The 20,771-nt window shown below is 42.5% G+C and carries 20 protein-coding genes and 1 tRNA gene; 9 read left to right on the forward strand and 12 right to left on the reverse strand.

Annotated elements, in window-relative coordinates:
* Positions 1-31 precede the first annotated feature (31 nt).
* The 5 genes from VFC49_RS01090 (at position 32) to VFC49_RS01110 (ending at position 5,469) form a co-directional block, all read left to right on the forward strand.
* Positions 32-361, forward strand: a complete 330-nt coding sequence (locus VFC49_RS01090; protein WP_013466863.1) for a YbjQ family protein — start codon at positions 32-34, stop codon at positions 359-361.
* Between the two features lie 117 nt (positions 362-478).
* Complete coding sequence (locus VFC49_RS01095) at positions 479-1,402, forward strand: ABC transporter permease subunit (protein WP_324735816.1); 924 nt, start codon at positions 479-481, stop codon at positions 1,400-1,402.
* Between the two features lie 4 nt (positions 1,403-1,406).
* Positions 1,407-2,321 (forward strand): ABC transporter ATP-binding protein, encoded by a 915-nt coding sequence (locus VFC49_RS01100; protein WP_324735817.1) that lies wholly within the window; start codon positions 1,407-1,409, stop codon positions 2,319-2,321.
* A 5-nt stretch (positions 2,322-2,326) separates the two neighbouring features.
* A complete protein-coding gene (locus tag VFC49_RS01105; RefSeq protein WP_324735818.1) occupies positions 2,327-4,549 on the forward strand; it encodes an NEW3 domain-containing protein in 2,223 nt (740 codons plus the stop codon).
* Positions 4,546-5,469 carry an ABC transporter permease gene (locus VFC49_RS01110; RefSeq protein WP_324735819.1) on the forward strand — a complete coding sequence of 308 codons (924 nt, stop codon included), beginning with the start codon at positions 4,546-4,548 and terminating at the stop codon, positions 5,467-5,469. The genes VFC49_RS01105 and VFC49_RS01110 overlap by 4 nt, the downstream gene beginning before the upstream one ends.
* Before the next feature lie 35 nt (positions 5,470-5,504).
* On the opposite strand, the gene VFC49_RS01115 is transcribed toward VFC49_RS01110, so the two are convergent.
* Both VFC49_RS01115 and VFC49_RS01120 read right to left on the reverse strand, forming a co-directional pair.
* A complete protein-coding gene (locus VFC49_RS01115; protein ID WP_324735820.1) occupies positions 5,505-8,318 on the reverse strand; it encodes an RtcB family protein in 2,814 nt (937 codons plus the stop codon).
* Between the two features lie 50 nt (positions 8,319-8,368).
* Positions 8,369-8,797, reverse strand: coding sequence for an archease (locus tag VFC49_RS01120; RefSeq protein ID WP_324736564.1), 429 nt, complete (start codon positions 8,795-8,797; stop codon positions 8,369-8,371).
* A 63-nt stretch (positions 8,798-8,860) separates the two neighbouring features.
* On the opposite strand from VFC49_RS01120, the gene panB reads away from it, so the two are divergent.
* Positions 8,861-9,736, forward strand: a complete 876-nt coding sequence (panB, locus tag VFC49_RS01125) for a 3-methyl-2-oxobutanoate hydroxymethyltransferase (RefSeq protein ID WP_324735821.1) — start codon at positions 8,861-8,863, stop codon at positions 9,734-9,736.
* Here panB and VFC49_RS01130 read toward each other — a convergent pair.
* The 10 genes from VFC49_RS01130 to VFC49_RS01175 all read right to left on the reverse strand — a co-directional run bounded on the left by VFC49_RS01130 (position 9,733) and on the right by VFC49_RS01175 (position 18,016).
* The gene (locus VFC49_RS01130) at positions 9,733-10,572 is read right to left on the reverse strand and encodes a DMT family transporter (RefSeq protein WP_324735822.1); all 840 of its coding nucleotides are present in this window, start codon (positions 10,570-10,572) and stop codon (positions 9,733-9,735) included. The genes panB and VFC49_RS01130 overlap by 4 nt on opposite strands.
* Positions 10,573-10,696: 124 nt before the next feature.
* Positions 10,697-10,784: transfer RNA gene (locus VFC49_RS01135), tRNA-Ser, on the reverse strand.
* A 20-nt stretch (positions 10,785-10,804) separates the two neighbouring features.
* Positions 10,805-11,113 carry a 30S ribosomal protein S10 gene (gene rpsJ, locus VFC49_RS01140; protein WP_013466878.1) on the reverse strand — a complete coding sequence of 103 codons (309 nt, stop codon included), beginning with the start codon at positions 11,111-11,113 and terminating at the stop codon, positions 10,805-10,807.
* Positions 11,114-11,169: 56 nt separating this feature from the next.
* Complete coding sequence (gene tuf / locus VFC49_RS01145) at positions 11,170-12,456, reverse strand: translation elongation factor EF-1 subunit alpha (RefSeq protein WP_324735823.1); 1,287 nt, start codon at positions 12,454-12,456, stop codon at positions 11,170-11,172.
* Positions 12,457-12,566: 110 nt separating this feature from the next.
* Complete coding sequence (locus VFC49_RS01150) at positions 12,567-13,007, reverse strand: hypothetical protein (RefSeq protein ID WP_324735824.1); 441 nt, start codon at positions 13,005-13,007, stop codon at positions 12,567-12,569.
* Between the two features lie 335 nt (positions 13,008-13,342).
* Positions 13,343-13,480, reverse strand: coding sequence for a hypothetical protein (locus VFC49_RS01155; RefSeq protein WP_324735825.1), 138 nt, complete (start codon positions 13,478-13,480; stop codon positions 13,343-13,345).
* Between the two features lie 4 nt (positions 13,481-13,484).
* Entirely contained in the window at positions 13,485-14,069 is a 585-nt protein-coding gene (locus VFC49_RS01160) for a hypothetical protein (RefSeq protein WP_324735826.1), read from the reverse strand.
* 138 nt (positions 14,070-14,207) lie between these two features.
* Positions 14,208-16,406: an elongation factor EF-2 gene (locus VFC49_RS01165; protein WP_324735827.1), complete on the reverse strand. Its 2,199-nt coding sequence runs from the start codon at positions 16,404-16,406 to the stop codon at positions 14,208-14,210.
* Between the two features lie 185 nt (positions 16,407-16,591).
* Positions 16,592-17,377, reverse strand: a complete 786-nt coding sequence (gene surE, locus VFC49_RS01170) for a 5'/3'-nucleotidase SurE (RefSeq protein WP_324735828.1) — start codon at positions 17,375-17,377, stop codon at positions 16,592-16,594.
* A gap of 54 nt (positions 17,378-17,431) precedes the next feature.
* Complete coding sequence (locus VFC49_RS01175) at positions 17,432-18,016, reverse strand: DUF996 domain-containing protein (RefSeq protein WP_324735829.1); 585 nt, start codon at positions 18,014-18,016, stop codon at positions 17,432-17,434.
* Between the two features lie 117 nt (positions 18,017-18,133).
* On the opposite strand from VFC49_RS01175, the gene VFC49_RS01180 reads away from it, so the two are divergent.
* The 3 genes from VFC49_RS01180 (at position 18,134) to VFC49_RS01190 (ending at position 20,770) form a co-directional block, all read left to right on the forward strand.
* On the forward strand, positions 18,134-19,102 hold the full coding sequence (locus tag VFC49_RS01180) for an archaeosine biosynthesis radical SAM protein RaSEA (protein ID WP_324735830.1): 969 nt from the start codon (positions 18,134-18,136) through the stop codon (positions 19,100-19,102).
* Positions 19,103-19,322: 220 nt separating this feature from the next.
* The gene (locus VFC49_RS01185) at positions 19,323-19,580 is read left to right on the forward strand and encodes a 2-oxoglutarate ferredoxin oxidoreductase subunit delta (protein WP_013466885.1); all 258 of its coding nucleotides are present in this window, start codon (positions 19,323-19,325) and stop codon (positions 19,578-19,580) included.
* Between the two features lie 2 nt (positions 19,581-19,582).
* Positions 19,583-20,770 (forward strand): 2-oxoacid:acceptor oxidoreductase subunit alpha, encoded by a 1,188-nt coding sequence (locus VFC49_RS01190; protein ID WP_324735831.1) that lies wholly within the window; start codon positions 19,583-19,585, stop codon positions 20,768-20,770.
* Position 20,771: the final 1 nt, after the last annotated feature.

Raw genomic sequence — 20,771 nt, forward strand, 5'->3', positions numbered from 1 at the left:
ACATCGAAGTCCGAGGTATGGGGGTGATAATATGGATGAGTTCATTGTCGCAACCACCGAGCATGTCCCTGGTTACAAAGTCGTCAAGGTTCTTGGCATTGCGCGAGGGGCGACCGTTAGGGCTAAGCACATTGGAAAAGACATCCTTGCTGGGCTTAGAAATATAGTTGGTGGTGAGGTTAAAGAATACACTGAAATGCTTGCAGAGGCGAGGGAAGTGGCCATTCAAAGGATGATCGAGCATGCGAAGAGCATGGGAGCAAATGCCGTCATTGGCGTTCGCTTCATGACCTCAAGCATTGCCGCTGGAGCCGCTGAGATTTTTGCATATGGTACAGCAGTTATTCTTGAGAAAGAGTAACTTACCAGCTTTTCTTGTTAATATTTTTTGTTATTCCAATTAAACTTATATCCATAGTAAGCCTTATAAACAAGCACAGCATAAAGGGATGTAAAGCTTACTTTACAGGTGGTGACAATGAACCCAATTTTGAATGTTGCAGCTAAGGATATCCAAGAGAGCATTAGAAGTAAGAGACTTGTAATAACTCTTGCATTCTTTGTTTTGGCTGGTGTGGGCATGGCTTATTGGATAAAAAACTTAATGATGAACCTTTCAGTTGGCGGAGGTGGGTTGGCTGATGAACAGCTTTTAAGTAATGCGGTTAGAGGAAATCTTCTTTCAAGTGCCAAGAATTTTCTTGCGATACTCTCTATGCTGATAGGTGCTGATGCGATAAACAGAGAAATCGAAAGCGGAACAATAAAAGCGACACTTGGACATCCTATTTACAGAGACCAGTTCCTCCTTGGGAAACTCCTTGGAAGGGCAGTTACGGTTATGTTTGGCTTTGCAATTTTTGCTGTGGTGAGCACAGCATCGATGCTCATAATAGGCATTCCTACAAGTTCCGGTGTTCTGTTCACGTTCATAAAGCCGTTACCGTTTTTTATTATATTTTCCCTCGTCTATCTTTCCCTTGGGATGCTCATTTCAACAGTGATAAAGAAGCCCTCAACGGCAATTATCATTGCCGTTATATTTCCGGTGTTCCTTGAGATAGTTTATCCAATGCTCGTCTCAATGATCATCGCTTTTAAAACCATTTCTTCAGGGGCTACATCACCTGAAGCAATTCAGGAGATGGTTAGAAAAGTGTACACTTTCCTCATGATACAGCCCGGCTTTCATTTAGAAAACATCAACAATGCAATATTCTACGGAATGACTTCCTCTCAAATTGCTTCAGCCGCAGCGTTTTCAATTTCTTTACAAGCTCAAGCTCCACCATATCTCGAAGCGCTGGGCTTGGCATGGAAAAACATAGTCTTACTTTTTGTTATGATGCTGATTCCATTTGCCCTTGCCTACTTGAGATTCATGAAAGCTGATTTGAGGTGATCCTATGTACGCTATAGAGATTGAAAGCTTGACAAAGATGTATGGAAACCTAAAAGCTGTTGATGATCTTACATTAAATGTTGAAAAGGGTATTGTATTTGGATTTCTCGGTCCGAATGGTGCTGGAAAGACAACGACGATACTGAGCATGCTCGGTCTTATTATACCCGACAGAGGTAGCATACGAATACTTGGACACGATGTGCTTAAAGAACCAATAAAAGTCAAGAAAAGAATTGGCTTTCTCCCCGAAAATGCAACGGCTTATGACGAACTAACAGCCTGGAAAAATCTTGAGTTTTTTGCAAACTTTTATGATTTTTCAAAGCAGGAAAAAGAAAAACGTATTGAAGAGCTTTTGAAGCTTGTTGGACTTTGGGATGTAAAGTATAGAAAAGTTAAGACCTTCTCTAAGGGCATGAAGCAGAGGCTTTTGCTTGCTCAAGCTCTGATCAACGATCCCGAAGTGCTGATCCTTGATGAACCAACAAGCGGGCTGGATCCTGAGGGGGCTCATTTAGTGAAAAGCATAGTTAAAGAAGAGAGAGAAAAAGGAAAAACAGTCTTCTTTTCAAGCCATATTCTCAGTGAGGTTGAAGAGCTCAGCGATAAGGTTGGAATAATAGTGAAGGGAAAATTAAGGGCACTGGGAACTCTTGAGGAAATTAAAAAACAGTTCATGGAGCTTGAAGGGTATGAGATAAAGGTGGAAACCAAACAGGAGATTCCAGAAATAGAGCTACCCGAAATTATAAGAATTGAATATCCAACCAGAAATCGGGCAATAATTTTTGCAAAAGCAGATATAAGAGAAGAACTGTCAGAGTTTTTAGCAGACAAAGGCATTACAATAGTTAGTCTTGAAATAGAAGAGCCAAGCCTGGAGGATATATTCTTAAAGACAATTTACAAGAGGTGAGAAATATGAAGAAGCTTGTATTAAGTGTGCTCATGCTCTCTCTTCTCCTGTTGTCCTCAGCACCGATGATAACCACACAGCCTTGGGTTGTGATGTTCCAAGGAAAAATTAAAGTTGGAGAAAGCCTCCAAGTTGGGGATTATCAAATCAAGCTGACCTTAAGCAAAGACAATCTACCATATATGATCATCTACAAAGGGAACGAGATTAAAGCACTTCAAATGGTCAGATTCGGAGATATTATTGAAGTTGGAAACCTTAAGATAATCCCAGGAAGTTTTGACGGAGAGCAACTGTTTCTAATAATTCAGTATCAGCCTCAGCTTTCTCAAGAGATAACTCCCAAAGTAGGACAGAGCTACACAGTTGACGGCTATACCTTTGAGGTTTTAAACATGACAAACGAGAGCATTATTATTAAAGTTGGTTCGACAGAGTACATTATTAGAAACGGATCTTACGATGTTTATGATAAACTGGCATTTGAATATATTGACGGAAAGCTCCTGTTATATGTGGCAGATATTGGGGTTGAAAAGACACCCCAATTGGAATATGAAATTCATTATACTTTCGATGCAATAACTGTCAAGGCTGGTGATTCTGTTGAAATACCAGTTGAGATCATCAATAGAGCCAGTGATGACATAACATTGCCGTTGAAAATTATTTCTAAGCCATTGAATTGGGATGTCAAACTGATGGATGCACAAAAAGGCTACGAAGTTAGTGAGATAACCCTAAAGAGCGGAGAGGCAAGATACTTAAATTTAGCTGTTAGTATTCCAGAAGATGCAAGCGGCACGGGCACAATTAAATTCTCCATAGGTAAAGAACTTGGTGAGATTAGGATACATGTCCAGCAAAGAGAAGAAATCAGGATACAGCTTTCAATCCTTTCTATAGAAAGTGAAGCTGGAGAAAAAGTTGCGTTTCCAATTACACTTACCAATTATGGCTCAGATAAAAGGATAAATCTCCAAGTGATCGAAAAGCCAGAAAATTGGGATGTCTACTTCCTACTAAATGGAGTCAGGATAAGATCTTTTCTTCTGCCCGGTGCAACGTCTCAGAGAGCAACTTCTGAAACAATTTCGCTTGTTGCTGAAATTCCAAGAAATGCTGAGCTTGGAAACCATCAAATAAAATTTGCAATAAACAACGCAACTTACTCCTTCAACATTTTCATATATAAGACACATAAGGGAGAACCTGCAAAACTTATGGTAACGGTAAAAGATGAAGAGGGCAATCCAGTCAGAAAAGCAAGAATTCATGTTGGTAACAGCACTGTCTTTACAGATAGCTATGGGAAAGCTGAGATTGAGCTTAAAGCTGGCAACTACAAAGTTTTTGTGGAGAAGGAAGGTTACGAAAAAGCTATGGAGGAGGTTACACTTGAAAATGGAGAAGAGAAAAATATTGAGATAATTCTCAAAAGACTGCCGTACTATTTCACAGTTGAAGGTGAGGGGGATACAATAACAGTAACAACTGGATCAATAGGAACATACACCCTAACAATAAAAAACTTAGGAAAGAATGACGACACATATGCCCTATCCCTCCTTGGACTTCCATCAGAATGGTCGGGTGAATTTTACTATGCCCAGAGTCCAGTAAGGAGTATTAAGGTAGAAGCTGAGAGCTCGAGAGATGTCATGCTGAGGATCGTTCCCCCATTTAATGCCCAGCCTGGTGAATACAATCTGACAATTGTTGTTAAGAGCTCATCGGGATTTGAGAAAAAACTTCCAGTGTTAGTAAAATTAATCGGGGAATATAGATTTGAGATGTACCCAGAGACGCCAATGATAAGTGTCAAAGCCGGAAAAGAGGGCATTGCATATGTTTCTCTTGAGAATACTGGAACTGCACCAATAACGAACATAAAATTTGAAGTGAGTGCCCCCCAAGGATGGGATGTTAAAGTTGTTCCCCAGGTTATTCCGGAGCTAAAATCGCCTTATATGGAGAAAGGCAACATCAGGGTTGTAGGTATTAGTTCGGAACGAACTCGGCTTACAATTACTGTAAAAGTTCCTGAAACCACCCCAGCAGGCACGTACCAGATAACAGTTACCGGAAAAGGAGACCAAGCACAAGCAAGCACCCAGATTACAGTTAGAGTGACCCAAAGCTCAAAGTCAGCCTACATTGGAATATTAATACTGGTACTGACATTTGGAGCAGTAATATGGATGATGAGGAGGGTCGGTAGGAGATGAATGTCCTAAACATTGCAATGAAGGAGTTCTATACGTCAGTAAAGAGCAAGCGCTTTGTGATAATACTTGCTGTTTATCTTCTTTTTGTTTTTCTCATTGCATACTCCATAAAGGGTCATTTCCTTGAACTAACGAAGCCACAAGTTAGCAGAACAAACCTTGAACCTTTCGGTGCTGAGGGAGATACATACATGACACCTCTATCGGCTATGTTGCTTCTAAATTTCACCTTCTTCACTATCTTTGGAGCAGTAATGGGTGCTGCATTGGGTGCTGATGCAATAAACAAGGAGGTTGAAACTGGAACAATCAAAGTCCTTCTTGGACATCCCGTTTATAGGGATGAAGTCATAAACGGCAAATTTTTTGGGAATACCTTGGTTTTGACGATCACAATACTGATGGGATACGTTTTTACTATTGCATTCCTTCTTATGATGGGTATTCCTTTAGATGGTGAATCCTTCTTTAGAGGACTGATTGCTTTTATAATAACCCTCTTATACACCCTTGTGTTTCTCAGCATTTCAATTCTATTTTCAACGATTTTCAAAAAATTCGAAACTTCAATGCTCGTATCGGTAGGCACTGCAATCTTTTTAACCCTTATCTATGGCATAATCGTTACTCTCATAGCTGGGCACTTAGCTGGTGAAATGCCTCCCTATGGAACGCCTGCATTTGAGATGTGGCGCGAAAACGTTGAGCTCTGGGAGCAAAGACTGCACTATATAAATCCAACTTATCATTATGCAAAACTCATAATTTTGATTTTCTCTGGAGATAGAATAACCAATGCCTATGCTCCGTTAAGTGAAGCGTTTTCATTTGGATTCAATAATTTAGCTATGCTCTTGGTGGCACTTCTGTTGCCATTCGCATTTGCCTACGTAAGATTCATGACAAGCGATTTAAGATAATCGTTGTTGAAAATTAAAAAGATTCCAGAGGGAGTTCAGCCTTTGGCAACTCCAATAGGTCTCATCCTTGCAACCAGCTTTGCAATTCCTGCCTTTGCAACGACATTGACGACGTTGTCAACGTTCTTATAAGCTCCCGGAGCCTCTTCAGCGACAACCCTTAGGCTCGCTGCCCTGATGTAGATTCCTCTCTGCATGAGCTCATTTCTAAGCCTGTCCCCTCTATACTGCCTTGTAGCGGCTTTTCTGCTGAGAACCCTTCCAGCACCATGGCATGTCGAGCCAAATGCTTCTTTCATTGCCCCTTCGGTTCCAGCTAAGACATAGCTTGCGGTTCCCATTGAACCAGGAATAAGCACCGGCTGCCCAACGTCTCTGTAAATCCTTGGCACCGCCTCATGCCCAGGTGGGAATGCCCTTGTAGCACCTTTTCTGTGAACAACAACCTTAACTTTTCTTCCGTCTACCTCGTGCTCCTCAAGCTTGGCTATGTTATGGGCAACATCATAAACAATGTGCATCCCAAGATCTTCAGCTTTTTGTCTGAACACTTCTTCAAAGCTCTCCCTTACCCAGTGGGTGATCATCTGTCTGTTTGCCCAAGCGAAGTTTGCAGCAGCTTTCATAGCACTGAAGTATCTCTGTCCCTCCTCGCTTTGGAACGGGACGCTGACAAGTTCTCTGTCTGGCCATGGGACCCTGTATTTTCTGTTGGCTCTTTCCATAATTCTGAGATAGTCGCTTGCAACCTGATGACCCAAACCTCTTGATCCTGTGTGAACCATCACAACCACTTGCCCCTCGAAAATGCCGTAAACCTCAGCCACTTCTGGATCGAATACCTTGTCCACAACTTGCACCTCAAGGAAGTGATTTCCGCTGCCAAGAGAGCCAAGCTGTGGTGCACCTCTTCTCTTTGCTGTATCACTTACGTAAGAGGGGTTTGCTCCTTCCATCCCCCCTCCTTCTTCCAGTCTCTCCAAGTCTTCATCCCAGCCATAGCCGTTGTCAACTGCCCACTTTGCACCCTCTGCTAAAACGTCATCAAGCTGGGTCCACTGAAGCCTGACCCTTCCTTTGCTACCCAATCCGCTTGGAACGTTCTTAAAGAGCGTATCAATGAGCTGCTTGATCTTTGGTCTTACATCCTTCTCGGTAAGGTTTGTTCTGATTAACCTCACTCCACAGTTGTGTACCACTATTCCATTGGCTATGAAGTTGTGCGCCCTGTGGTAAACCCCGATGTCATATAACAGTTTTGAGTCACTTCTCACTTTACGGACTTCAATTACAGGGTCTAAAACGAATCCTCCTTCAAGGCCATATCTCCTGGCAAATGCTTCAAAATCTGGTAGCAACTCTGTGAGTTTCTGATTCCTTTTTACTAAGTTGCTCTCGTTGATTTCCTTGGAGACTAAGAGTTTTCTACGTAGGTATTCAGCAAAGATTAGTGCATAGGGCTTCTTTGAAGTATATTCATAGCCCACAAGGGATAAGAAGTTATAAATTTCCGACGTGTTGGCGTATATGGTCAGACGGTACATGACCTTGCCATCATATTCTTTCACTTTCCAGATGTGGGATGTAATTCCGAATTCAGATAGCATCTCCCTAATAGACTCAAGGAACCTCTTAAGGTTACCTTCAAGTTCCTTGGACTTGACCACAGTTAGTGAGATTGAATTTGGAGTATATTTATGCTTGGGAGTAAGGAGAGCTGGCTTAGTGCCATCCGCCCCAAAAAGTCCGGCCAGGAAGTTTCTCTTAATCCACAAGGGTGCATTTTTGATCCAGATAGGAACATCAAATTCCACATCAGTCTTCTTACCAATGGGAGCACCCAATTTGATCAGGAGTAAAGCAAATGCCTTCGAGGTGACCTTTATTGAATACTCTGTTCCTTCTGTATCAAATTTGCCCCATGCAGTTTTGATTTTTTGTCTTCTTCTCCTGGAGTGTACCTTTGAGGCTCTGATGTTGAAATAAAATGCTAAGTCTTTTCTCAACGACTCCAGTCCTTCTCTATCACCGTAGAACACTGTTACAATTCTCTTCCTTCCGTTTTTCTCTTTGTATATGTCAAATGACCCATCTCCCAAGAAGTAACCAAGGATTCTTGCAAGTACTCCTATTCTTGGATCTCTGAGTGATAGGGGTAGTAGATTCCTGTTTTCGAGGTACCTTATGAGTTGCTTATCCTCACCCTCGAAGTCCTCATAGGTTAGCAAACTAATGTTCTTTGGCTCTTTATATTCGGGCCCCTCAAATGGGTAAACTACGACCAAATTTCCTGGTTTAAGTTCCTCAGCAAGCTTGTATCCATTTTCTGTTAAGACCGGATGATCTCCCGATGCTTTAAGAACTCTTCCACTTGAGAGATATATTTCGTATATCTCCTCATCACTCTCCCTTTCTGCCACGAGCATTATTTTTGAACTGTCGTTGTGTCCCTCCTGAACATTGTATACCTTGAGAGGGATCTTCTTAAAGTTCTCTGGGAGGTCTTTCACTTTAATTTTGAATCCAAGGTCGCTGATAATTTCAGTCTCCTCGTGGATACAATTCACATCGTAACCAACTCCACCTGGGCTGATAACTCCTTCTTTCGCGTCAAAAGCCGCAACACCGCCAATTGGGAAACCATATCCCTGATGACCATCTGGCATGACTATAGAATACTTGTAAATTCCAGGAAGCATAGCTACATTCGCAGCTTGCTCAAGTGTTCTATCTTGACGCATTTTTTGAATTAAAACATCATCTGCATAGACTCTCCCGGGAACCCTCATTCTCTTGTCAAACTTGGGTATCTCCCATCTTATCTGATCTATCCTTTTCAATGGAACCATTCCCCCACCTCCAATTAAATTAACTCTCTATGTGATTTAAGAGCTTTGCTTTACAGATCCGGCACCAATTGGACAATCCAAGTTCCATCTTCCAACTGCTCAATCTTCATGTCATGATATGTTATTGCCTTAACCTCCTCCTTGGGCTCATGTTTTCCATAATCTAAGGGCTCCCCATAAGCTTTGGCTTTGAGCTTGTACCCTTCTTTGGTTTTCTCAATCTTAACTTCAAAGTCTGAAAATACAAGCCCTTCAGTATCGTGGAGAATTAAGAGCTCCTCAAGGAAGTTGTAGAGCAGAGCATACAAATCCTCACCGCTAACTTCAATCTCTCTCACTTCTTTTGGTTCGACTTTTTCCACATCTACCATCACGTCAAACAGTGCTATGGCAACATTCTCAAAAGCTTCTTCGAGAGTTCTTCCGTATCCTCTAATTCCTATATCTGCGGTATGTTCATAATGCTCCCACTTTCTCATTTTCATTCTCTCACCTCCGATAGGTTAATATTCCTTGGGGGTTTATTAGGCTTGGGTGAGAATATGAGGGAGATAACTCCAAGGAAGATTATCGAAATGAAGGGAAAAGAAAAAATTTCCATGGTGACAGCTTATGATTATCCTTCAGCACTGATAGCAGATAAAGCGGGAATTGACATTATCTTTATTGGAGATTCCCTTGGCATGGTAGTTTATGGCGAGCCAAATACCTTAAATGTCTCTATGGAACAGATGATTTACCACACGAGGGCTGTTGCCAAAGCCGTTAAGAGGGCCTTAGTTTTGGCAGATATGCCCTTTATGAGCTATGAAGTGAGCATTGAGGAAGGGCTTAGAAACGCGGCAAAACTCATCCAAGCAGGTGCCGATGCTGTGAAAATTGAAGGCGGTTATGATCACAAGAAGCTTGTTAAAAAGCTTGTGAGAGCTGGAATCCCTGTAATGGGACACACTGGTTTAACACCCCAGCGCTATCTCCGTTTAGGTGGCTACCGCCTGATAGGCGAAACTGAAGAGGAGATAGAGGAAATCCTTAGAGATGCAAAAGCTTTGGAAAAAGCGGGGGCATTTGCTGTTGTTCTGGAGTTTGTACTTGCAGATGTGGCAAAACTTGTAACGGAAGAAGTTAAGATACCAACGATTGGAATTGGCTCTGGACCATATGTTGATGGGCAAGTTCTGGTTTGGCATGATCTTTTAGGAATTTATGAAAATGTTCCACCATTTGTTAAAAAATATGCCGATTTAAGAAGCATGATTCAGCTTGCTCTTGAAGAATACAGAAGCGAGGTAAAAGAGGGCAAGTTCCCAGAACCAAAACACTACTGGGAGTTTTTAGATAAGGATGACTTTGAAAAGAAGAAAAAGAGGGCAATTGAAAAACTCATGAGAGACTCATTAGAGTTCTCTGATGACTAACGCCGTTCACTCTTAATTTTTGAAACTCCCAGGGTTCCTATCATTATCAGCATGAACCCTATTGCATGGTAAACCGTAAAATTCTCCCCAAGAAGTATTGATAGTCCAATGGCAACGGCTGGTGCTGGTGTTATTATTGCAGTAGCCTTTGAGAGGTTGATGAGCCTTATTGCTGAGTACCACAAAACCTGAGTTAGCGCAATTATCACTCCCTCAGCTACAGCAAGTTTTGTAAATTCCAAATCAAAACTTAGAGCCAAAACCAAAAGAATCAGTCCCCCAAATGTGTTTCTGAGGGTAGCTATTAAATATGGGGAGTACTTCAACTGTTTGGCAATTGTGTGTCCGATTTGCCAGAATAATGGCGTTAGCAAAAGCAATACATCTCCTCTCTTAGGCTCTATAAATCTTCCCTGAGTTATCACAAGAACTATCCCCAAAAGAATTATCAGCGAAAGGACAAGCTGCTTCTTAGTTATCCTTTCCCTTAGGAATAGGTATGAAAGGACAAACGAATACAATACCTCACTCCTTGTTATCAGAGATGCATTTATTGCCGTGCTCATTCTGGCACCATATGAGTACGCAATGTATGCCAAAGCTGTTCCAAAAAGGCCCACAAGAAAAGCTTTATGAAGATGCCCGGGGATTTCTTTTAGCTCTCTCCATTTGCCTGAGGGCAAAATCATTACCCACAATATTAAAGAGGCAAACAATGCAGAAAACGCCGCAAAGCTGAGAGGGTTAACTGGATTTGATTTAATAACAACTGGTTCAATTCCTACAAGGATTAGCGCGATGAAAGCAAACAGTGTTCCCTTGGCTTCTTGATTCATATGGCTCACCAAAGGATTTGGATTATTCCTGCACAATCGCAATACACTCTAAAGCTTAATTAAAAATGCTTAAAGAGTTTGTGTATGCCCTGATAATTTATGCAGGCGAGAACAAAGTTTGTTATGGCGCCGGGGCGGGGATTTGAACCCCGGAGGGCTTAACGCCCACGGACTCTCCAGGCCCGCGCCTTCCCAGGCTAGGCTACCCCGGCACTAAAAATAAGAAGAGCAATCATGAGATAAGCTCGATTTCGATTGTTACGTCTTCAGGAACGCGAATCCTCATTATCTGCCTCATGGCCCTCTCATCAGCCTCAATGTCAATGAGCCTCTTGTGGACTCTGAGCTCAAATCTATCAAAGGTTGCTGTTCCCTCACCATCTGGGCTTTTCCTTGTTGTTATCCTGATTCTCTTTGTTGGGAGTGGTATAGGACCGCTCATCCTAACTCCTGTTCTCTCTGCAATTTGCTTGATTTGATCAGCTACCTCATTAAGGGACTTTATATTGGTGCTTGCAAGCTTGATTCTTGCTTTTTGCATTTTTGCCACCTCTTAAGAAGCTTCAGTTAAAAGAAAGAACTTAGAAAGAAAGGGCTTCACTCGCCCTTCTGAATGGATATGACCATACCAGCAGCGACTGTTTGACCCATGTCTCTGATAGCGAATCTACCGAGCTGTGGAATCTCCTTAACTGGCTCGATGACCATTGGCTTGGTTGGTCTGAGGATAACGATAGCTGAGTCACCGGTCTTAATGAACTGTGGGTTCTGCTCAACGATGTTACCTGTTCTTGGGTCAAGCTTTGCAAGGAGCTGTTCAAATCTAACAGCAACCTGTGTGGTGTGTGCGTGGAGAACTGGTGTGTAACCAACGGTAATGGCTGTTGGGTGGTTGAGGACGATAATCTGAGCTTTGAATGTGTCCTTTGGTCTGACAACTGTTGGAGCTTTGTCTGGGTGTCCAGCGACGTCACCTCTCTTGATGTCGTTCTTGCTGACACCTCTGACGTTGAATCCGATGTTGTCACCTGGAAGAGCCTCTTGGAGTGGTTCGTGGTGCATCTCGATGCTCTTGACTTCACCCTGGATTGGCTTGTGGAAGATTGTGCTGGCTGGCTCGAAGATAACTACGTCACCAACTCTAAGCTTACCTGTCTCAACTCTACCGACTGGAACTGTACCGACACCCTTAATTGAATAAACGTCTTGGATTGGGATTCTGAGTGGCTTATCAACGGGCTTTGGTGGCTCTGGGATCTGGTCAAGTGCCTCGATGAGTGTTGGTCCCTTGTACCATGGCATCTTGTCGCTCTTCTTAACTACGTTGTCACCTTCCCATGCTGATGTTGGGATGATTGGGAAGTTCTTGTAGCCGAGCATCTTGAGGAGTTTCTCGACCTGAGCGGCAACTTCCTTGAATCTCTTCTCATCGTAGTTGACCATATCCATCTTGTTGATTGCAACGATGATGTGGTTGATACCGAGTGTTCTTGCAAGGAATGCGTGCTCCTTGGTCTGTGGCATGACACCGTCTGTGGCTGCAACAACAAGAACAGCGGCATCAGCCTGTGAAGCACCGGTAATCATGTTCTTAACGAAGTCTCTGTGTCCCGGAGCGTCAATGATTGTGATGTATCTGTGTGGGGTCTCAAACTTGGTGTGAGCGACGTCAATTGTAATACCTCTTTCTCTCTCTTCCTTGAGCCTGTCCATGACCCAAGCGAACTTGAATGACTTACCCTTTTCACCCATCTCTTCAAACTTCTTAATGATCTGCTCTGGAATGTTGGCTGTGTCGAAGAGCAGTCTTCCGATCATGGTGCTCTTACCGTGGTCGACGTGTCCGATAAACACAATATTAACGTGTGGCTTCTCCTTTGCCATTTTTATCCACCTCCAAATTTCTGCCTAACCTTATTGACTGGAATAGGTTTTTAAAGCTTTCTGTAACCTCGGCTCTCTTGAGCGGGAAACCCGCTTTTTGCAAGAGAGCCTCATGAGTCCAAAGGAAGATACAGGAGAGGGTTTAAAAAGTTAACTAATTGCAGTTTTTGCAAAATGGTACTTTCAGAACAAAGAGCATCCACTGTGTATGCTCTAACTCGTTTTGTGTGGAACTCTCTGATATAAACTGTATTGCCAATAACATTGACGTCTTTTGGAGTGTAGCTTAGTCGCTTACATGCTAACTTTATCAAGTTCTTGGTATAAACACAAAGACCTCTTCTCTCATCCCCCGAAGGTCTCACAAATGAATAAATCACCGCAACGTATTTTTCTCCAATCCCAATTTTGACAAATGCCCTCAAGTTCTCTTCTCTCCATGGCTTTGCAACTCTAACTCTCTTTTTGGGTTTGTAGCTTTCTAGCAGGTACACATGACCTTCGCTCGTTGCTACATAAGTGAAGTTACCATAATCTCCAACATCAGTCACCACTCCATAATCGAGACAGAAAAATTTGGAGCTTCCATCCATGACGTTAATCCAATAAACACAACCATTCGAAAGAATGATTTTGCCGTCTTGATAAGAATTAAACCAGACAGCTTTTGCTATATATGCTTCCCAGCGTTTATTTAGGGAATAGTCAAGAAATAGTAGCTCAGTACCCGGACCATAAGGGTCTCCTGGATAACTTGCTATTAAGAGAACTCCCTCCGGCAAGCATAAGTACTCTCCAACAGCTCCATTGAGTTTGTAAGTTTTATTGCTGAGGGTAAAGTTTACATGGTTTCCGAGTGCATCTGTCCATTCTTTGATCTCAATTTTTAGATGACATTTTGGATTGGATATTTAGTATCTTCAAATGATGGAACACTTTCTGGTTTAACTTCGATGATAAGTGCTCTGGAGGAGAACAAAAGTAATATAATTGCCCCTAAAAGAACAAGCCTCAGTTTCTTCAACTTTTCACCTCCTAACTTCAAACCAATCTTCAGCCTTCAGTGTTTTCTCCTTCCAGTAGGGAAGTGTAATCCTTGAATATCTCACATTTGGATTGTACGTAACTACCACCCTATATCTGCCCTCCCACGGGAAATACCAGTCCTTTATTTTCCCACCTTCAGGTCTTCTGCCCCAAGAAAATCTGTAGATACCAACAATTTCCTCACCAGGTTGAAGAACCTTGAGGTTTTCATCCGTTGGAGGTAAGAGCGAGGGTCTTGGACCTGTGTATTTAATTTTGGTTCCATTCTCAAAATAAATCTCGATACTGAGGGAAATCCATCTCATGGGAGCTATCCCCCTCACCGGAGCAGCACCAACGTTTTTCAATCTGAGGGTTATGTTGAAGATCTCGTTTGATGTCAAAACTTTTGGAGAAACACTAACAGAAAGAGACAAATTGCCTTTATATAACATCTCCTGGGTATTGTTTTCTACATTCTCAGAATTCATGATATCTACAGAATCTTCAATCTTCTGATTCTTCCCACCAATCAAGAGTACTATAACAAGCAAAAGGAGCACAACAAGAATTACTACCTTTTTCACTTCATCCACCTTATCTAAAAGATACTTTGCCCTTCGTTTATATAACCTTTTCTGACATAGTTAATGGAAAATAATCCCTAACTGTTACAGAAATACCACCAAAATTAAATTGTAGAAAAGTCAGAAGAAGAGAAGAAATCAAATCTGTGGGCAGATGTCCTTTTCTGTTGGTGGGTTTGGATCGAGTCCCTTTCTCTGTCTGATCTGTCTGATTATCTGGACAGCGAGTTCTTGTGGAACTCTCTCGAATCCTGCATGTTCGGTGCTCCACAAGGCTCTACCGCTTGTTGCACTTCTGATGGCTCCAGCGAATCCGAACATCTCGGCAACTGGTGCCTTTGCAATGATGGTCATGACTTCACCTTCCTGCCTCATATCAAGGAGCTGACCTCTTCTCTGGCTAATTTCCCTGCTGACTGGACCCATGTACTCGTACGGAACGTTGATGATAACTTTCTGGTATGGCTCGTAAAGGACTGGACCAGCTTTCATCATTGCACAGTGAATGGCTGTTCTAATTGCTGGATAAATCTGGGCTGGACCTCTGTGTACGTTGTCCTCGTGGATTTGTGCATCAACTAATCTAACGATAACCTTCATAACAGGCTCTTTTGCAAGTGGTCCCTCATCCATTGCTTGGTGGAAACCATCAATGAGTAAGTCCATAACCTCGTTGAGATACTGGATACCCTTGGTGTTGTCAAGGAATAGGTTTCCTCTGTAGACATCAACAATACCTCTGGCGATATCGTAGTCCATTCCGAGTTCAGCAAGCTTCTTTGCAACAGCTTTTCTGTCCTTTGGTCTTCCCTCTGGAATTTCGCCATCTCTAATTGCCTGATAGATGTTGTCTGGCATTGGCTCAACTACAACGTAGAACCTGTTGTGCTTGTTTGGTGACTTGCCTTCAACGATTGGGCTGACCTTTGTGATGCTCTCTCTGTAGACGACAATTGGTTCTGAAACATCAACATCAATGCCCCAGTCTTCTTTAAGCTTGTAGAGCTTGACTTCTAAGTGTAATTCTCCCATACCGCTGAGCAAGTGCTGACCAGTTTCTTGGTCAATCTTAACTTGAAGTGTTGGATCTTCCTTAGCAAGCTGTCTAAGGGCTTCGATAAGTCTTGGCAAATCCTTAATGTTCTTTGCCTCAATTGCAACTGTAACGACTGGCTCGCTTGTGTAGTGCAAAGCTTCGAACGGTTCAATTGGTTCTTGAGCGACTGTCTCACCAGCCATTGCATCCCTCAAACCAGTTACAGCGACAATGTTACCTGCTGGAACTGCCTCCATGTTAACCCTCTCTGGACCCATGTAGATACCGACCTGCTGGATTCTGGCTTTCCTCTTTGCAGAGATAAGGTATACCTCCTGACCAGTCTTAACAGTACCGCTCCAGACTCTGCCTGTTGAAACCTCACCAGCGTGCTTGTCAATGATGATCTTTGTAACAACCATGACCATTTTACCTTTTGGATCACATTTGAGCATTGCCTGACCGACGTCACTGTTGATATCACCGCGCCAGAGGTGGGGAATTCTGTACTTCTGGGCCTCTAACGGGTTTGGCAAATGCCTAACGACCATGTCAAGAACCACAACGTGAAGTGGAGCCTTCTTTCTGAGGGTCTTCAGGTCACCAGCATTTGTGAGGTCAATTATTTCTTTAAATGAAACTCCAGTCTTTTTCATGAATGGAACACTGAGAGCCCAGTTGTAGTAAGCTGAACCGAATGCAACGCTTCCATCGTTAACGTTAACCAGCCACTGCTTCTTGAACTCCTCTGGGGCATATCTCTTGATGAGCCTGTTAACGTCTGTGATTATCTTAACGAATCTCTCCTGCATCTGCTGTGGGGTAAGCTTAAGCTCTCTGATGAGTCTATCGACTTTGTTGATGAAGAGAACGGGCTTAACGTATTCCCTCAAGGCTTGTCTGAGAACTGTTTCAGTCTGTGGCATAACCCCCTCGACAGCGTCAACGACGATAATTGCACCGTCAATTGCTCTCATTGCTCTTGTAACGTCACCACCAAAGTCAACGTGACCGGGAGTGTCAATTAAGTTAATCAGGTACTCCTTTCCCTCGTACTCGTGAACCATTGAAACGTTAGCTGCGTTGATTGTAATTCCCCTTGCCTGCTCCTGCTCGTCGAAGTCAAGAACAAGCTGCTTTCCTGCAAGCTCCTCGCTAATCATACCCGCCCCTGCCAGCAGGTTATCACTCAATGTTGTCTTACCGTGGTCAATGTGAGCAGCAATACCCATATTCCTAATTCTCTCGGGCTGAGTCATCAGCTCCTTAATTTTCGCAATCATCTCTTCCCTTCTTCCCATTTACACCACCTTCATGAGCATGTTCATCATTCAGTTAAAAAGTTGAGTTATAAATCTTTCCATAGGGAAGAATAGAGAAAGTTAAGCCATTATTATTTCCAACTACCCGACTTTTGCTGGGAGCTGTAGTGTCCTGAGTACAGAGAAACCCCTCGAGTTAAAGGGTTTACTCTTCAATGACATTATCAAAGTCCCAAGTGCCCTCTCAGGTATTTTAAATCCACATCAGCTGTCATATCTATGTTTATTGGGGTCACGCTAACTTTTCTCTCGACTTTTACTGCATACATATCAGTCCCTGGTTCGAGTACTTCCTTTGGGCACTGTGTCCCGACAATCCAATAATAGGGTGTCCCCTTTGGATCGATCCGTTCTTCAATTGATGGCTGATACATTCTTCTTGCTAAGCGTGTAATCTCCATTGGAGTGTTTTCATTTGCATCATAGGGAACGTTGACGTTGAGCATATCAACACCCTTTGGAAGCCCTTTTTCAAGAACTGCCCTAGCAATCTTTTTCAGAAATAACTTTGCCATTGTAAAGTCTATCTCTTCCCCTGCACCGAATTTGTACTTCTCTCTGTTCACTTCTAAACTTATCGCAATGCTTGGAATTCCGTGGGTTGCTGCCTCAATTGCAGCACTTGCAGTTCCGGAAATTGTGATTTCGGTACTCATGTTTTCTCCCAAGTTAATCCCGCTAATTGCTAAATCAAAACTTCCAAATCGAGCCAGTGCAAATATTACACAGTCAACGGGCATTCCATCTAAGGCATAAGCCGCTTTCACTCCATTTATCGTTACACGTTTCGCCCTCAGAGGTCTGTGCAGGGTCATTGCTCTTCCGCTTGCACTCCTCTGGAACATTGGTGCAACGACATAAACATCTCCAAGTCCTCTGAGTGCCTCAATTGAGGCTCTTATCCCTCTTGAGTAAATACCATCGTCGTTTGTTATGAGTATCTTTGGCATGGATTAATCTTGTCAAATCAACTTATAAATTTGTGGTAGAAAAATAAAAACTGTTCAGACTATTACCGAGTTCTGCTTGGATGGCAACTCTTCTGGAAGAGAGAAGTAAGCCACAATTTCAAGGATTCTCGCTACAAAAATTATCAATAATCCAATGAGTATTATTGCAGTCAGAGCTCCTATGAAGTACAGCAGTCCAGTTGTTTTAAAGAGCTCAACTCCTGTATGTTCGGCTATCATCTCATAGCTTTTCTTTAAATAGTATGAGCCTAAGGAAAACATAATCCAGAAAATCACAAAGCCCACAAGAATGCTCCCTATGATTGTCATTATTGCTCCAAAATTCTGCATTTCATGCTCAAATGCTCTTGGACCGCCCATTGCTATTATCGATGTTCCAAGAACTGCTATGATGGCGATTATTAACGCAAGAAACGCACCGATCTGGAGAATGAACGAGATGAGGTAGTTCTTGAAAATTGCTTCATCGCCGGTTTCATTCGAAATTTCTTTCACAGCTAAGAGAATGAGCACAATGCCGACTATGCTTAGGGCACTACCCAGCCTTGGAACTGCACCGCCTACTAATGCTAAAATCGCGCCAATTCCTCCATACATCTTGGCTTGACTCAGTGTCATGATAATCACCCTGGATGAATTACTAAATTTATAAATATAATCTTTTCTCTTTTTTAAGTTGAAAATAATCACAGCAACTTTAAAAACCCAAACCTCGATGCCTTGGTAGGTGAGAAAATGAGTTATTGGACAAGTGAGGACAACGTTGCTGGAAGAAAAGGGGTTGCATTGTTCATAATCCTACCAACCGTTGGGTGTTATCGTTACAGAATAGGGCAAGCCTGCTACATGTGCTCATATCCTGCATCTGCTCCTAAGAGCCCATGGGATCAAGAGGAGATAATTGAATACGTTAAAGGGGCACTTAAGAAGATTGAAGGAAAAGAAAGAGTTGCTGTGAGAATTTTTACTTCTGGTTCATTTCTTGACGACGGTGAGCTTAAACCAGAGACGAGAAAAAAGATTTTCAAACTTTTGGCTGAGTATGATAATATCAAGGAAATTGTGATTGAATCAAGATCGGAGCTTGTGAGATACAATGCCGTTAAGGAACTTGCAGATATTGCCGAAGACAGGCATTTTGAAGTTGCAATTGGACTTGAGACCGCAAACAATGATATAGCGGATGTATGTATAAACAAGGGCAATACTTTTGAACAATTTGTCAATGCCAGTGAAGAAATAAGAAGTGCTGGTGCGAAGGTTAAAACATATCTCCTCCTAAAGCCAATTTTCCTAAGCGAGAGGGATGGAATTGAAGATGTAAAAGAGAGCATAAAAAAAGCCGCCCCTTATACTGATACATTTTCTATAAACATCACAAACATACAAAAGGGTACAGTTTATGAAAGACTCTGGGAAAAACGGGAATACAGACCCCCTTGGCTGTGGAGTGTTGTTAAAATATTAAAATGGGCAAAAATGGCATTTCCGGAAAAAAGAATCCTCAGCGATCCAGTAGGAGCTGGCTCAAAAAGAGGTCCCCATAATTGCGGGGAGTGTGATAAGATGATTGCCGATGCAATAAGGAAGTTTTCAACAACCCAAGAACTCAAATATCTTGAGGATCTCGAGCATGAATGCATAGCGGAGTGGGAATATATAGTTCAAGAGGGACTCTTAGACTGGCAGTTACTCACTTATTAAACTTCACAATGTTTTTACATTTGTAAACATGATTTATGGCAAAATCTCCTAAAAAAGTGTTCATTTGCATTGTCAAAACTGTTGAATAAACTCTTGAAACTCTCTTTTTAATGCACAAAGATATGTAATCTTTACTTTGGGCGATATCACACTTTTGGTTTTCGAAAGCTTTAAATGTTTTACATACGTAAAAACTTTGAGCAATTTGCAGGTGATGATTATGGCAGATGTCGAAATTAAGACGGAGGGCTATCTCACCATAGGAAAAACTGACCAGGTGGAAATTGACGTCGATACTTTTCTTTGCAAAGGCTGCGGGATCTGTGTTGAGCTTTGCCCAAGAAAAGTCTTTGAATGGAGCAAAGAGCTGAGCGAAAAAGGTGTTCATTATCCTGTTCCAGTTCACGCTGATAAATGCGTTAAATGCAAGCTCTGTGAACTCTTGTGTCCAGATTTCGCCATAGCTGTTAGGTGGTAGCTATGATTATTCAGGGTGATGAACCAGAGCAGATTAGACTTTTAAGAAAGCTTTACCCTAAGGGGAACTATTTCATGCAAGGTGACGAGGCAATAGCGTATGGGGCGATCTTTGCGGGCTGTAGATTCTATGCGGGCTATCCAATAACACCAGCAAGTGAAATTGCCGAGACAATGGCAAAAGAATTGCCAAAAGTTAAGGGGTATTACATCCAAATGGAGGATGAGATTGGGAGTATTGCTGCTATCATTGGTGCTTCTTGGACCGGATTAAAATCGATGACTGCTACAAGTGGCCCTGGATTCAGCCTGATGCAGGAAAATCTTGGCTATGCTATTATGACTGAAACTCCAATAGTTGTAGTTGACGTCCAGAGAAGCGGACCATCAACTGGACAAGCAACAAAAGGTGCCCAGGGAGACTTTTTCCAAGCAAGATGGGGAACCCATGGAGACCATCCAATTGTTGCTATTTCACCAATAAGCGTTGAAGACTCGTTCTGGGAAACAATAAGGGCATTCAACATCTCTGAAAAGCTTAGGATTCCGGTTATTCTGCTTGCTGATGGTATAATTGGACATACAAGAGAGCAGATAAGAATTCCAGATCCGGAGGAAGTTGAGATAGTTTACAGAAAGCTCCCCAAAAATGAGGAAGAAGCCAAATATCCATTTGGTGATGTTGATGGCTCCCTAATTCCTCCAATGCCTCTCTTTGGTCGCGGTTACTTCACTCATGTAACAGGCTCAACTCACAAAGAGACAGGTTTGAGGGATGTTTACACTCCAGAGGTTCACATAAAACTTGTAAACCGCTTGCACAAGAAGATTGAGAAGCACGAAAAGGAGATAGAGAAGTGGGAAGAGTATTTCACCGATGATATGGAAATCCTCGTTGTAAGCTGGGGAGTTTCAGCTCGTCCCTCTCTTGGTGCTGTTCTCAAGGCAAGAGAAGAGGGCATAAAAGTTGGACTCTTCATTCCAAAGACCGTACACCCGTTCCCAGGTAAAAAAGTTAAAGAGCTTGCAAAGAAGGTCAGAGCGATTATCGTCCCAGAGATGAACCTTGGGCAGCTAATCCTCGAAGTGCAGCGCTATGTGAACGATGACGTAATTCTAAAGGGAGTTAACAAGATCGGTGGAGTTCCTTTAACGGTTGAAGAAATTCTCCGCGAGATAAGGGGTGTGTGAG

Origin of the sequence: Thermococcus sp. SY098 (assembly GCF_035621495.1) — an archaeon.
Taxonomy (GTDB): domain Archaea; phylum Methanobacteriota_B; class Thermococci; order Thermococcales; family Thermococcaceae; genus Thermococcus_B.